Source organism: Streptomyces sp. DvalAA-43, from assembly GCF_900091725.1.
Lineage (GTDB): Bacteria > Actinomycetota > Actinomycetes > Streptomycetales > Streptomycetaceae > Streptomyces > Streptomyces pulveraceus.
The window spans coordinates 325,616-339,416 of record NZ_FMBW01000040.1; the positions used below are offsets into that span (position 1 = coordinate 325,616).

At 72.6% G+C, this 13,801-nt stretch carries 9 protein-coding genes; all 9 read right to left on the bottom strand.

Annotation, left to right across the window (positions count from 1 at the left end; translation table 11 throughout):
• Positions 1-35: 35 nt before the first annotated feature.
• The 9 genes from GA0115234_RS14075 to GA0115234_RS14115 all read right to left on the bottom strand — a co-directional run bounded on the left by GA0115234_RS14075 (position 36) and on the right by GA0115234_RS14115 (position 13,643).
• Positions 36-1,424, bottom strand: coding sequence for an aldehyde dehydrogenase family protein (locus GA0115234_RS14075; RefSeq protein ID WP_093541436.1), 1,389 nt, complete (start codon positions 1,422-1,424; stop codon positions 36-38).
• 85 nt (positions 1,425-1,509) lie between these two features.
• Entirely contained in the window at positions 1,510-3,411 is a 1,902-nt protein-coding gene (locus GA0115234_RS14080) for an ABC transporter ATP-binding protein (RefSeq protein WP_093541438.1), read from the bottom strand.
• A gap of 59 nt (positions 3,412-3,470) precedes the next feature.
• Positions 3,471-4,730, bottom strand: coding sequence for an MFS transporter (locus GA0115234_RS14085; RefSeq protein ID WP_237541365.1), 1,260 nt, complete (start codon positions 4,728-4,730; stop codon positions 3,471-3,473).
• Complete coding sequence (locus tag GA0115234_RS14090; protein WP_093541441.1) at positions 4,727-6,169, bottom strand: CitMHS family transporter; 1,443 nt, start codon at positions 6,167-6,169, stop codon at positions 4,727-4,729. Before GA0115234_RS14090 ends, GA0115234_RS14085 begins: the two co-directional genes overlap by 4 nt.
• A gap of 132 nt (positions 6,170-6,301) precedes the next feature.
• Complete coding sequence (locus GA0115234_RS14095; RefSeq protein WP_093541443.1) at positions 6,302-8,581, bottom strand: molybdopterin-dependent oxidoreductase; 2,280 nt, start codon at positions 8,579-8,581, stop codon at positions 6,302-6,304.
• Positions 8,582-8,717: 136 nt separating this feature from the next.
• Positions 8,718-9,338 (bottom strand): TetR/AcrR family transcriptional regulator, encoded by a 621-nt coding sequence (locus GA0115234_RS14100; protein ID WP_093541445.1) that lies wholly within the window; start codon positions 9,336-9,338, stop codon positions 8,718-8,720.
• 83 nt (positions 9,339-9,421) lie between these two features.
• On the bottom strand, positions 9,422-10,705 hold the full coding sequence (locus GA0115234_RS14105; protein WP_093541447.1) for a hypothetical protein: 1,284 nt from the start codon (positions 10,703-10,705) through the stop codon (positions 9,422-9,424).
• Complete coding sequence (locus GA0115234_RS14110; RefSeq protein WP_093541637.1) at positions 10,702-11,556, bottom strand: hypothetical protein; 855 nt, start codon at positions 11,554-11,556, stop codon at positions 10,702-10,704. Before GA0115234_RS14110 ends, GA0115234_RS14105 begins: the two co-directional genes overlap by 4 nt.
• A gap of 11 nt (positions 11,557-11,567) precedes the next feature.
• Positions 11,568-13,643, bottom strand: a complete 2,076-nt coding sequence (locus GA0115234_RS14115) for a right-handed parallel beta-helix repeat-containing protein (RefSeq protein ID WP_093541449.1) — start codon at positions 13,641-13,643, stop codon at positions 11,568-11,570.
• Positions 13,644-13,801: the final 158 nt, after the last annotated feature.

A 13,801-nucleotide genomic window follows, 5' to 3' on the forward strand; every position in this document is an offset into this window, starting at 1 on the left:
GGAGGGACGCTCGGAACTGGAGACCGGAAGGGCGGTCAGAACTGGAGGGACTTGGTCTGGAGGTATTCCGCGAGCCCGTGGGAGCCGAGTTCGCGGCCGACGCCGGACTGCTTGTAGCCGCCGAACGGGGCGAGCGGGTTGAACCGGCCGCCGTTGATGTCGACCTGACCGGTGTCCATCCGCCGGGCGAACGCCACCGCCTCCGCGTCGTCACCCGCCCAGACCGCGCCCGCCAGGCCGTACACGGTGCCGTTGGCGATGCGCAGGGCGTCGTCCTCGTCCTCGTACCGGATGAGCGAGACGACCGGGCCGAAGATCTCCTCCTGGGCGATGGTCATCTCCGGGGTGACGTCGGCGAAGACCGTGGGGCTGACGAAGTAACCCTGCTCGCGCGGGGCTTCGGCGCCGCCCGCGACCAGGCGGGCGCCCTCCGCCACACCCTTCTCGATGTAGCCGCGCACCCGCGCGTGCTGCTTGGCGTTGACGAGCGGCCCGATGCGGTCGCCGTACTTGGCGGCCGCCTCCGCGGCGAGCGCGACCGCCTCGTCGTACCGCGAGGTGTGCACCAGCATCCTGGTCCAGGCGCTGCACGTCTGGCCGGAGTTGCCCATCACGTTCGCGACGCCGACGCCGACCGCCTTGGCGAGGTCGGCGCTCGGCAGGATGACGTTGGCGGACTTGCCGCCCAGTTCGAGGGCGACGCGCTTGACGGCCGCACCGGCCGTGGCGCCGATCCGCCGGCCGACGGCGGTGGAGCCGGTGAACGAGACCAGGTCGACGCCGTCGTGCTCGGCCAGGGCCTGACCAGCGACCGGGCCGAGGCCGGTGACCAGGTTGAACACGCCCGCGGGGACGCCCGCTTCGTCGACGGCCTCGGCGAAGAGCTGGGCGGTCAGCGGGGTGTCCTCGGCGGGCTTGAGGACGACCGTGCAGCCCGCCGCGAGCGCGGGGGCGACCTTGGCGACGATCTGGTGCAGCGGGTAGTTCCACGGGGTGATCGCCCCGACGACGCCGACCGGCTCGGCGTACACGGTGGAGTTGCCGACCTTCTCCTCGAAGGCGTACGAGGCGGCGAGCTCGGCGTACGAACCGGCCACCAGGACCGGGACGCCCGCGTGGACCAGCTGCGAGAAGGGCAGCGGTGCGCCGAGTTCGGCGGTGACGGTCGCGGCGATCTCGTCCTTGCGGGCGACGAGCACATCGCGCAGGGCGGCGATCCGCGCGGCGCGCTCGGCGGGCGCGGTGGCCGCCCAGCCGGGGAGCGCGGCGCGGGCGGCCCGTACCGCGGCGTCGACGTCCTCGGCGGTGCCCGCCGGGACCTGGGCGATGACCTGCTCGTCCACCGGGTTCACCACCGCGATCGTGTCCCGTCCCGCGGCGGGCCGCCAGGCCCCGTCGATGTACATGCCGTCGTGGGCCTTCATCGCTGTTCCTCCCGGTCACCGTTGCGGACGGGGTCGTCCGCAACCCAAACTAGCGCTGTTAGTTTTCGGGCGCCAGAGACGCCCGTCACGCCAGGGGCTGCCGGTCGAGTTCCCCGTGCTCCGCCCCCGGGTTCTCGAACTGGGTGCGGTACAGCTCCTCGTACCGGCCGCCCGCCGCGAGCAGTTCGTCGTGCGTGCCGCGCTGCACGATCCGCCCGTCCTCCACCACCAGGATGAGGTCGGCCGTCCGGACCGTGGAGAGCCGGTGGGCGATCACGACCGCGGTGCGTCCGGCGAGCGCCTCGGCGAGGGCCTCCTGGACGGCCGCCTCGGAGGTGTTGTCGAGGTGGGCGGTGGCCTCGTCGAGGATGACGACGCGCTGGCGCGCCAGCAGCAGGCGGGCGATGGTCAGCCGCTGGCGTTCGCCGCCGGAGAGCCGGTAACCGCGTTCGCCGACGACGGTGTCGAGCCCGTCGGGCAGTGAGGCGACGAGGCCCTCCAGCCGTGCCCGGCGCAGCGCGTCCCAGAGGTCCTCCTCGGTGGCTCCGGGGCGGGCGAGCAGCAGATTGGCGCGCACCGACTCGTGGAAGAGGTGGCCGTCCTGGGTGACCATGCCGAGGGTGTCGCGCAGGGTGTCGGCGGTCAGATCGCGTACGTCGACGCCGCCGATGCGGACCGCGCCCTCGTCCGTGTCGTAGAGCCGGGGCAGCAGTTGGGCGATGGTCGACTTGCCCGCGCCGGACGAGCCGACGAGCGCCACCGTCTGTCCGGGCTCGGCGCGGAAGGAGATCCCGCGCAGTACCTCGTCGCCGCCTCGGGTGTCGAGGCTCGCGACGTCCTCCAGCGAGGCGAGCGAGACCTTGTCGGCGGACGGATAGCCGAACCGCACCCGGTCGAACTCGACGGACACCGGGCCCTCCGGGACCGCCCGCGCGTCCGGCTTCTGGTCGATGAGCGGCTTGAGGTCGAGGACCTCGAAGACCCGTTCGAAGCTGACCAGCGCGCTCATCACCTCGACGCGTGCCCCGGCGAGTGCGGTGAGCGGTGCGTACAGCCGGGTCAGCAGGAGGGCGAGGGCGACCACCGCGCCCGCGTCGAGCTGTCCGCGCAGCGCGTAGTGGCCGCCGAGCCCGTAGACCAGGGCGAGGGCCAGCGCGGAGACGAGGGTGAGGGCGGTGATGAAGGCGGACTGGGCCATGGCCGTGCGGACGCCGATGTCGCGCACCCGCCCGGCCCTGACGGCGAACTCGGCGGACTCGTCGGCGGGGCGGCCGAAGAGCTTGATCAGGGTGGCGCCGGGTGCGGAGAAGCGCTCGGTCATCCGGGTCCCCATCGCGGCGTTGTGGGCGGCGGCCTCCCGCTGGAGCCTGGCCATCCGGGTGCCCATCCGCCGGGCCGGCAGCACGAACACCGGCAGCAGCACCAGCGCGAGCACGGTGATCTGCCAGGAGATGGAGAGCATGACACCGAGGGTGAGCAGCAGCGTCACGAGATTGCTGACGACGCCGGACAGGGTGTTGCTGAAGGCGCGCTGGGCTCCGATGACGTCGTTGTTGAGGCGGCTGACGAGCGCACCGGTGCGGGTCCGGGTGAAGAACGCGACCGGCATGCGCTGCACATGGTCGAAGACGGCGGTGCGCAGATCGAGGATCAGGCCCTCGCCGAGATTGGCCGAGAGCCAGCGGCTGACCAGGCCGAGTGCGGCCTCCGCGACGGCGATCACGGCGATGAGGAGGGACAGCCGGGTGACGGTGTCCGACTCCTTGCCGGAGACGATCGCGTTCACGACCCGGCCTGCGAGTACGGGGGTGGCGACCGCGAGCAGCGCCGTCGCCACGCTCAGGACCAGGAACAGCGCGACCCGGCGCCGGTGCGGGCGGGCGAACGCGGCGATGCGCCGCAGGGTGGTCCGGTCGAAGGGGCGTCGGTCCGCTTGCGCGTTCATGACGTTGTGGAGCTGCGTCCACGCCGTGGTTTCCATGCTCATGCGAGGAACGTACGACCTCCAGTGGACTTGAGGTCAACGGCCGCCGTCCGGCGTGGAGGTCAGGTACGGTCGCGGTCGGCGGCGCGCCGGCCGGGCCGGGGCTCCGGTACGTCCGGGGCGGTACCGGCTTGGACCTTCCGCCCGCCGCGTAGGCCCAGCCCCGCCGCCGCGAGCAGCAGGGCACCGAGCATGACGAACGGCGCGGCGGTGCCCGCCACTCCGGCGATCAGACCGGCGGACGCGGGGGCGGCGACCTGCCCCAGGCGGTTGCCGGTCAGCCGGAGGGCGAGCGCGGTGGACCGGGCCTCCGGCGGGGCGGCCTGGACGACGGTGGTCATCGAGAGCGGCTGCCCGACGCCGAGGCAGAAGCCGAGCGCGGCGAGCAGCACGGCCAGCACGGCCACCGGGACGGGCAGGGCGATGCCCGCGCAGAGCACCCCGGCCAGCAGGCAGGTGGTGGTGAGGAGCGCCGTGCGGCCGAGCACCCGGAGCATCGGGGTCATCACCAGACGGCAGGCGATGGTGGCGGCGGCGCGCAGGCTGAGCAGCAGTCCGATGGTGGCGGGGGCGATGCCCCGGTGTTCGCCGACGACGGGCAGGTACGCGGTGAGGATGTCGGTGGCGGAGAGCACGGCGAGGCTGATGAAGATCCCGGCGGGGACGCCGCGGGCGCGCAGGATGCGGCCGACGGGGACCTTCGCGGCCTGGTCCGCCCGGTGGGCGGCGGGCGCGGACCGGTGCTCGATGCGCCGGAGCGAGCCGAGGGAGACGGCGGCGACGGCCGCCGAGACGAGCAGGGCGAGTGCGCTCGTACGGGCCATCGCACCGTCACGCTCGGAGATCAGATACCCCGCGGCGATCGGGCCGATGAGCTGGCCGAGGGAGGCGCCGATGGTGAAGTGCCCGAAGTCGCGGTCCTGTTCGGCCGGGGAGGACTGGCGGGCGACGATCGACTGGGCGCCGATGACGAAGCAGAGGTGGCCGAGCCCCATCACACCGCTCCAGGCCGCCATCGCCGTCAGCGTGCCCGCCCGGCCGCTGAAGGCGCAGCCGCCCGCGATCAGGACGACGCCGAGGAGCAGCAGGGGCGCGCAGCGGCCGTGGTCGGTCCTGCGCCCGAGCGGGACGGCGGCGAAGAGCGGGAGGAGCGCGTACACCCCGGCGATCACACCGATGGCGCGCGCGTCCGCACCGAGCGCGAGAGCCCGGTAGGAGACGGCGGGCCGGGCCATCGACACCGCCCCCTGCGCGAGGGCGAAGGCGATGACGAGGCGCGGCAGCCAGCTCCTGCCGGGCTCTTGGACGGTGCGCACGGTCAGATGATGCCGAACAGGAGTCCGGCGCACAGGACCACCAGCGAGGTGAGCGCGGCCCATTTGACGGTGAACCGGGTGTGGTCGCCGAATTCGACCTTCGCCATGCCGACGAGTACGTAGACGGCCGGGACCAGCGGGGACGACATGTGCAGGGGCTGGCCGACCAGGGAGGCGCGGGCGATCTCCAGCGGGGAGACGCCGTGGGCGGCACCTGCCTCGGCGAGCACCGGGACGACCCCGAAGTAGAAGCCGTCGTTGGACATGAAGTACGTCAGCGGGATGCTGAGGATGCCGGTGACGATCGCCATGTGCGGGCCCATGCCGTCGGGGATCGCGCCGACGAGCCAGTCGGCCATGTGCTGGACCATGCCCGTGCCGGAGAGGACGCCGGTGAAGACGGCGGCCGCGAAGACCATGCCGGAGACGTTGAGGACGTTGTCGGCGTGGGCGGCGATCCGGGCCCGCTGGTCGGGCATGTGGGGGAAGTTGACGGTGAGGGCGAGGGCGGCGCCGAGCAGGAAGAGCACCGGGATCGGCATCAGTTCCATGATCATCGCGGTGAGCAGGGCGACGGTGAGGCCCGCGTTGAACCAGTAGAGCCTGGGGCGCAGGGTGGCCCGGTTCGGGTCCAGACCCTTGAAGCCCTCGTCCCCGTCCTCGTCCGCATCCCCGTCCGCGTTCTCCTCGGCGCCGCTGTGCGTGCCCGCGTCCGTACCCGTACCGGCTCCGCCGGAGTTCTTGCGGGTACGGTCGCCGCCGCCCGCCGGGACGAGCACGGTCTCGGACTCCGTGGCCGTCCTGGCGGCCAGCGCCTCGTCCAGGGTGAGCACGCCGAGTCGCTTGCGCTCACGGCGGCCGAGGACGACCGCGAGGAGCAGGACCGCGACCAGTCCGATGCCGAGCGCCGGGATCATCGGGACGAAGATGTCGCCCGCGTCCAGCTTGAGCGCGGTGGCGGCGCGGGCGGTGGGACCGCCCCAGGGAAGGGTGTTCATGACGCCGTTCGCCGTGGCGGCGACACCGGTCATCACGACCAGGCTCATCTTGAGGCGCTTGTAGAGCGGATACATCGCCGAGACGGTGATCATGAAGGTGGTGGAGCCGTCACCGTCGAGGGAGACGATGGCGGCGAGCACGGCCGTACCGACGACGATCCGCATCGGGTCGGCCTTGCAGAAGCGCAGGATGCCCCGCACGATCGGGTCGAAGAGGCCGACGTCGATCATCACGCCGAAGTAGACGATGGCGAACATCAGCATCGCGGCGGTCGGGGCGAGGTTGCCGACACCGTCGATGACGTAGTCGCCGAGCTTCGCGCCCTGCCCGACGGCGACGCAGAACAGCGCGGGGATCAGGACCAGCGCCGCGATCGGCGACATCTTCTTCAGCATGATCAGGACCAGGAAGGTCGCGATCATGGCGAAGCCGAGGATTGTCAGCATATGGATACCTATCGCTCACCCTTGAACTCCCACCGGACTCGGCGGTGCGGATGACGTTAGGACGCGGTTCCCAGCGTTAACAAGATGTTGACATGCGAGCAATACGAGCAAAACCCCAGGTCAACGCGGGGATCACGGCGTGGGCGCAACCGGCGCCCGAGATTCCGTGCCCGGCACGACCGTCACCGGGAATCCGTTGAGCACGGCGGTGCCGGAGAGCGGGTCGAGCCGGGTGCCGTCCAGCAGTTGATTGACGTTGACACCGGGGCGGGCCGCCGCGACGGAGAGCCGGGTGCCGGGGCGGTGGTGGCCCCACCCGTGCGGGAGGCTCACCACGCCGGGCCGTACCTCGTCGGTGATCTCGACCGGGGCGGTCACCGCGCCGCCGTCCGAGGCGACGGTGGCCGGGCCGCCGTCCACCAGTCCCAGCCGGGCCGCGTCGATGGGGTGCACCTGCACGGTGCAGACGTTCGAGCCGCCGTTCAGTGCGGCGATGTTGTGCATCCAGCTGTTGTTGGAGCGCAGATGCCGACGGCCGACGAGGACGAGGGTGTCGGCTCCGCCCCGCTCGGCCAGGGCGCGGCGGAGCCTCGGCAGATCGGCGGCGATCGGCGCGGGGAGGAGTTCGATGCGCCCGCTGCGGGTGGCCAGGACCTCCGGGAGCCGGGGCCGGAGCGGGCCGAGGTCGATGCCGTGCGGATGGTCGAGCAGCCGCTCCAGGGTGAGGCCGCCGGGGTCGGCGCCGAAGCCGTCGCCGTACGGGCCGAGGCGGAGCATCAGGTCGAGGCGGCGTTCGGGTCCGGTGCGGCCGGTGAGGGCGGCGGCGAGCGGGGCGGGGTTCCGGCCGTGCACCGGCGAGTGCGGGTCGGCCACGGCCCTGGCCAGCGTCCGGTCGATGGCCAGGGCGTCCACCGCGGCCGGGTCGGCCCCGTGCGTCCCGGAGACGGCGAGGACGAGCCGGGCCAGGATCTCGCTCTCGTCGGGCAGTCCGTCCTCCAGGGGGACGGCGGGCCGGGTGTAGCGGGCCTGGTTGCGCACGGCGAGGGCGTTGAACGCGAAGTCGAAGTGGGCGCTGCGCGAGGGCGGCGGCGGGGGCAGCACCACGTCCGCGTGGCGTGAGGTCTCGTTGAGGTACGGGTCGACGCTGATCATGAGGTCGAGCCCGCCGAGCGCCCGGTCGAGCCGGTCGCCGTCGGGCGCGGAGAGCACGGGGTTGGCGGCGAGGACGACCAGGGCGCGGATCCGGCCCGCGCCCGGTGTCTCGATCTCCTCGGCGAGCGCGGCGACGGGCAGTTCGCCCTTGACCTCGGGGTGGCCGGAGACCCGGCTCGTCCAGCGCCCGAGGGCGAAGCCCTTGCCGGGTGCGGCGGGCCGGGGCGCGCGGGCCGTGGCGGAGAGCGGGAAGAGCGCGCCGCCCGGACGGTCGAGATTGCCGGTGAGGACGTTGAGGACGTCGATGAGCCAGCTGGCGAGGGTGCCGTGCTCGACGGTGCAGCTCCCGATGCGTCCGTAGACGGCGGCGGTGGGGGCGGCGGCCAGTTCACGGGCGAGCGTACGGATGGTGGCGGCGTCCACGTCGCAGACCTCGGCGACCGCCTCGGGTGTGAACTCCGCCATGGCGTCGGCCACTTCGTCGAGCCCGTCGAGATGGGCGGCGAGCGCGCCGGTGGCGGTGAGCTTCTCCTCGAACAGGACGTGGGCGAGCGCGGCGAGGAGAAGGGCGTCGGTGCCGGGGCGGATGGCGATGTGCCGGTCGGCGAGGCGGGCGGTGCGGGTGCGGCGCGGGTCGACGACGGTGAGGGTGCCGCCTCGGCGGCGCAGCGCCTTGAGCCTGCCGGGGAAGTCGGGGGCGGTGCAGAGGCTGCCGTTGGATTCGAGGGGGTTGGCGCCCAGGAGCAGCAGATGGCCGGTGCGGTCGAGATCGGGCACCGGGATGGCGTTCGGGTCGCCGAAGAGCAGTCCGCTGGAGACGTGCTTGGGCATCTGGTCGAGGGTGCTCGCGGTGAACAGGGCCCGGGTGCGCAGGGCGGCGAGCAGCGCGGACGGGTAGAGCGCGCCGGCGACGGTGTGCACGTTCGGGTTGCCGAGGACGACCCCGACGGCCTGCGGACCGTGCGCCTCGGTCAGAGCGGGCAGGGCGCGGACGATCGTCTCGAACGCCTCGTCCCAGGTCGCCTCCGTCAGGACGCCGTCCCTGCGGACGAGCGGGGTGCGCAGCCTGTCGGGGTCGGCGTCGAGCCCGCCGATGGATGCGCCCTTGGGGCAGATGAAGCCACGACTGAAGACGTCCGCCCGGTCGCCCCGGGCGCCGGTGACCCTGGTCCCCTCGATGGTGAGGCTGAGCCCGCAGGTGGCCTCGCAGAGAGGGCAGATACGCAGGGCGGTACGGGGGGTGCTGGGGTCGTGCGACATGGGCCCTCCCCGGGGCGGCGACAGCGATGGCGCGCGTACGTGGGCAAGCACCGCGAGCATACCGACCGGTACGCACGGTGGGGAGGTGTTGCCGGGACGCGATTGCCGGGCGGAGCCGCCGTCCGCCGCCGTGTGGTCAGTCCAGGACGCTCGCCAGGTAGGCCCGGATCAGGACGCGGGTCTCGGCGACGATGGCTCCGTCGCCCGACGGGTCGGTACGGAAGGCGAGTCGGAGGAGGGCGTCGGCGGCCTCGACGCAGACCAGGACGGTGCGCAGCAGATCCTCGTCGGGGGTGCGGCCGAGATGCCCGGAGAGCAGTTCGGCGAGCCTCCCGGCGACCCGCTGGTTGGCGTCGCCGGCCGGGTCGTCCTCGGGGGCCGGAGCGCCGAAGTCGACGAGGGCGAATCCGGCGACGGAGCGTTTCATCGCCAGGTATTCGTCCAGAACGGCATCGATGGCGCCGCGCCAGTCCGCGGTCGGGATGGTGGCCAGGCGGGCGGTGATGCGTTCGGCGTAGCTGTCCAGATTGCGCCGGGCCAGCGCGTCGGCCAGCGCGCGCTTGTTGGAGAAGAACCGGTAGACGGAGCCGATGGGGACCTCGGCACGGAGGGCCACGGCCCGGGTGGACAACTGCTCGTAGCCGGTCTCGTCGAGGAGTTCGGCGCAGGCGTCGAGTATCCGGGCGAGGCGCTCGGCGCTGCGCTGCTGCACGGGGGCTCGGCGGAGGTTCGTGTTCGCATGGGGCACGGGATCCATGATGCCGTGGGTCTCCTCTGCGGCGGGCGGCCGGTGGCCCGGCGCGTGGTTCTCACGCAACCGGTGGCCCCGGCGCGTGGTTCTCACGCGATGAGCAGCGACAGCCCGCCGATGGTGTACGTGATCATGAGGACCAGCAGCGGGAGTTGTCCCGCGACGGCGCGGCCGGGCGGGAAGAGGCGCACGGACCGGTCGTGGGCGGCGACGACGCCGAGGACGTGGCCGAGGACGATCGCGGCGACCTGGAGCGTCGCGACACCGCCGGGGCCCAGGAGCGGCTCGGGCGGGACCGGATTGTCGGTGCCTAGTGCCACCATGACCGTGCGTGGACCTTCGGTGACGAAGAGCGTGAAGTAGTGGGCGATCAGATAGCCGAGGGCGATCGGGACGAGCGAGTGGGCGAAGGCGGTGAGGGGGTGGCGCAGTTGACCGGAGATCAGCCGGACGGCACCGGCACAGAGCGCGTAGAGGGCGGCGACGAGGGCGACGGCGCCGAGCAGTCCGAGGGTGGCCGCGGTGGTGCGGCCCAGGGGTGAGGTCTGGACGGTGGTGATCCAGGACGGGGAGTCGGAGAAGCCGTCGTAGGCGGTGGAACCGAGCATGACGCAGACGGTGGCGACGAGTCCGGTGAGCTGCGGGGTGGCGTCGAGTCCGTTGAACGGGGAGCGGAGCACGAGGCGGCGGTCGGCGGGGCGGCGGCCGAGCGGGGAGAGCCGGGCGAGCAGCCCCGAGTAGACCTCGAAGGCGTCCGCCCGGTCGAACCACCCGGCGCCGTGGCGGGCGGCGCCCGCGAGGTGGACGGCGGTGTAGAGGGCGAGGAAGAGCAGGAGGGCGGTGGCCGACGCGGGGTCGGGGGCGACGAGTTCGAGCCAGGTGAAGGCGAGGAGCCCGGCAGCGGCGGGCCACAGACCGAGCCGTACGGGCAGGGGGCGGCCCGCGGCGGGGTCGCGACCCAGCGCGCGGCAGACGAGGAGGTGGACGGTGCGCAGCGGGTTGAGCAGCCGCCAGACGGGGCCGAGGAGCAGCGAAGCGGGGACGAGCCCGACCCAGAGGAGTACGTAGACGGCACCGGGCCCCGGGTTGCGGTCCGGGTCGTCCGGGCCGAGGAGGAGCTGGAGCGTGACGTAGAGGGCGACGGCGAGGCCGAGGGCGCGCGCCGCGACACGCGTGGCGCGGGCGTCGGCGAGGCGCTGGAGGGCGGACGGGACCGGGCGGCCCGCCCGGTCGCCGCGGAACCGCGAGGTGGACCAGAGCAGGCCGAGCGCGAGGAAGGAGACGAAGAGCGCGGTGAAGGCCCCGGCGAAGGCGTAGAACGGGGACAGCGGCAGGTCGTGCTGGGCGCCGATGCCGTGGGCGAGGACGTTCACCGTACGACGAGTTGGGTCAGGAGCAGGTCGGACTCATGGGTCTCGACCTCGAAGAGCCCGCTGCGGTCGGCGGTGAAGGTGAGAGTGACGGTCTTGCCTGCGGGCAGCCGGGCCTCCTTGTCGTAGCCGTGGACATGGAGGGTGTCGGCGCGGTCGCTGCGGACCCGGAGCCGGACGGTCCGGCCCTTCCTGATCTCGGTGCGGCCGGGGTCGGGGCTGACCCTGCCGTGGGAGACGACGATCTCGACCGTCGTGTCGGGCCGGGCCTCCCCGGGGGCGGTGGCCGCCGTGGAGGGAGCGGCGAGGGAGGCGGTGGCCTGGACGGGTGCGGAGTTCACGGCCCAGGCGGTGTGGTCGTCGGCGTAGAGCCGTGCGGTGAGGCCGGTGCCGCCGCCCGCGGTGCGGACGAGGGAGGCGGGCAGGTGGAACCAAGAGCCGTAGACGCGGGCGAGGGGGTGGCCGTCGAGGAACAGCCGGGCGTGGCCGCGCCCGAGGAGGGCGGCGCCGCCCACGCTGTCCGGGGTGAACGTGAAGTTCCGGACCGAGAGATGGACGTTCCACCCGTCCTCGGAGTCCGGCCGTACGGTGACCGTCACCCCGGGGGCGCCCTCGGCGTCGACCTGGCGCAGCCGGTTGCCCGCACCGTCGTCGGCGGCGAGCAGCCGGCCGACGCTGCCGCCGGCCTGCTCATGACTGGTACCGGGCTTGTGATGGGTGGTGGCCCGTCCGCCGCAGGCGCTCGCGCCGAGGACGAGGGCGCCGACGGTGAGCACGGCGACGACGGCCGCGACCGGCCGGGCGGCCCGCGGGGGCCGGTTGGTCCGCAGCGGCCGGGCGGCCCGCGGCCGCATGGGGGAACGCTTCACGATGCGTCTCCTTCGTGAACGGGGGCGGGAGCGGAGGCCGGGACGGAATCCGGGGCCGGGTCCGAAGCCTGGGCTTCCCGTTCGCCGTGGCGGGCGGCGGCGATCACGGCCCACACCACCCAGACCACGCCGAGCAGTCCACGTACCCAGGCCGGACTGAGCGGGATCCACGGGATCATGAACACGGCCTTGTCCACGGCGTCGAGGAGCGTGAGCGCACCCAGCACCACCGTGGTCCAGCCCAGCCGGGGCCGCTCCCTCCGGAGCACCAGACCGATTCCGGTCCACCACAACCCGGTCAGCAGCAGTGCCAGCGCGGGCACATAGGTGGCGGCCAGCCCCATGGTCGATCCGGCCACATCGAGACCGAGGCCGATCACACCGAGCACCGTGGCCACCGCGGCGAGTCGGCTGCCGCGCAGTCTGCGCCTCCACAGCACCCCGCCGACCAGCACGAGCACCACCGCCACGGCCAGCGCCACCTGCACCTCGATGCGCTCGATGCCGCGCGCCCCGTACCAGTCGCAGCCGGCCGGCAGCCGACGCGCCTGCACGTTGTAGTCGGCGCAGACCAGCAGCTGGGCCAGCTTGACCGGTTCGCCGACGAGCCGGTCGGTGCGTCCGGACACGGCGCCGCGTTCGGCGCCGCAGGTGGGCAGGGCGCGCGGGGAGGACGGCCCGGCGTCCGCCTGCCAGCAGTTGTCCTCGCCCTGGCCGTCCCACCACACATCGGTGCGGTTGGGCCGGGAGTTGCCCGCCTTGTCCTCGCCGAGGTGGTTGCCCGCGTACCGGTTGTGGTGCGAGGTGTCGGCCTGCTTGGACAGTGCGCCCTCGCCCCGGATGAAGGCGGGGACGGCGGTCAGGACGAAGGCGGCGCGCCGCTGTCCGTAGATCCAGTTGTTCTCGTACAGGTTCCAGTTGCCGCCCGCGGTGATGATGCCGGAGCCGGGCGGCATGGAGATCTGCGGGCAGACGACGCCCTTCTCGTAGCCTCGGTCCACGGGCGGCTTGGCGCAGGTTCCGTCGGCCACGTTGGGGTAGTAGTCGGCGTTGTTGTCGTGGATCAGGTTGCGTTCGAAGCGGGCGTGGTTCTGCGGCAGTCCGGGGTGGCCGGGGAAGGCGCTGTCCATCGAGGCGCCGCCCATGTTGTGGTCGAACTCGTTGTCGTGGACATAGACGGAGTCGCCCGCGGTGCCGGAGTAGCCGACCATGTTGTGGTGGCTGCGGCAGCCGGTGATCTCGATGGAGTAGCGCGGCACGTCGTAGCCGTACGTGTCGTTGATGTTCGACGCGCTGCCGGGGTAGATGCCGGAGTCGCCGTTCCCGTACGACTCGCAGTTCTTGTACAGCCCGTGGTCGCTCGCGAAGGTCAGGAAGCCGTACTCGTCGTTCCACCGGGTGAGGACGGAGTCGATGACGAAGCCGTCCTGGGCCAGGACGTACAGGGAGTTGAAGGTGGTGCGCTGGGCGGTGAAGTTCCGGAAGTAGATGCCGTCGGAGCCGTCCGCGCGGATCGCGTTGAGCTTCTGGTACTTGGCGTCGACGACCACATCGGTGCGCTCGGCGCCGGTGCCCTCGATCTGGAGGTCCTTCTTGCCGAGGATCGCCACCAGGTTCTGGTTGTGCGGGCACCGTGCCTGCTGCGCGTACGACAGGATCTGGTAGCCGAGCTGGGAGTTGGGAGCCTTGAGCCGGGCGCACTCCCCCGTCGGCTTGGGCAGCGAGGGTTCCTCCTCGTACAGGCCGGGCAGGACGGCGATGTTCATGCCGGGCCGGTCCACCGCGTCGACGGCCTGTTGCAGATGGCGGTAGCCGGACTTCCGGCACCGGTCGAACAACTTCAGGTTCCGGGTCCGCAGCCCCTCCGGGAAGCCGGAGACCCGGCGCTCGAAGTCCGCCCGGTCGCTCTTGCAGACCAGGAGGTCGGGTTCGCCGGTGCGGTACACGGGGACGCTGCCGGTTCCGTCGGGCAGGGTGACCGGACGTTCCTCGTGCGCCTGGGCGGCCGGGGCCGCGAGCAGTGCGGCGACGAGCGCCGCCAGAACCACCAGAAGTCTTCGTGTCCACGACATGTCCGGGAGAGTAGAGCATTGTTCAACTTTTTGAACCCCCCGTGCACCACCCAGGTGGAACCCTCCACGCATCACCCGGATTCAACCCCGGGAACCCCGGGGAACTCGCCTGCGTCACGAATGCCGTTGACTCACCTCGATCCGATTCCTACGGTTAC

Bases quoted from the DNA above. Each gene is read 5' to 3' on its own strand.
- GA0115234_RS14100 (WP_093541445.1), bottom strand. From the start codon at position 9,338: ATGGATCCCGTGCCCCATGCGAACACGAACCTCCGCCGAGCCCCCGTG.
- GA0115234_RS14115 (WP_093541449.1), bottom strand. From the start codon at position 13,643: ATGTCGTGGACACGAAGACTTCTGGTGGTTCTGGCGGCGCTCGTCGCC.
- GA0115234_RS14075 (WP_093541436.1), bottom strand. From the start codon at position 1,424: ATGAAGGCCCACGACGGCATGTACATCGACGGGGCCTGGCGGCCCGCC.
- GA0115234_RS14080 (WP_093541438.1), bottom strand. From the start codon at position 3,411: ATGAGCATGGAAACCACGGCGTGGACGCAGCTCCACAACGTCATGAAC.
- GA0115234_RS14110 (WP_093541637.1), bottom strand. From the start codon at position 11,556: ATGCGGCCGCGGGCCGCCCGGCCGCTGCGGACCAACCGGCCCCCGCGG.
- GA0115234_RS14095 (WP_093541443.1), bottom strand. From the start codon at position 8,581: ATGTCGCACGACCCCAGCACCCCCCGTACCGCCCTGCGTATCTGCCCT.
- GA0115234_RS14090 (WP_093541441.1), bottom strand. From the start codon at position 6,169: ATGCTGACAATCCTCGGCTTCGCCATGATCGCGACCTTCCTGGTCCTG.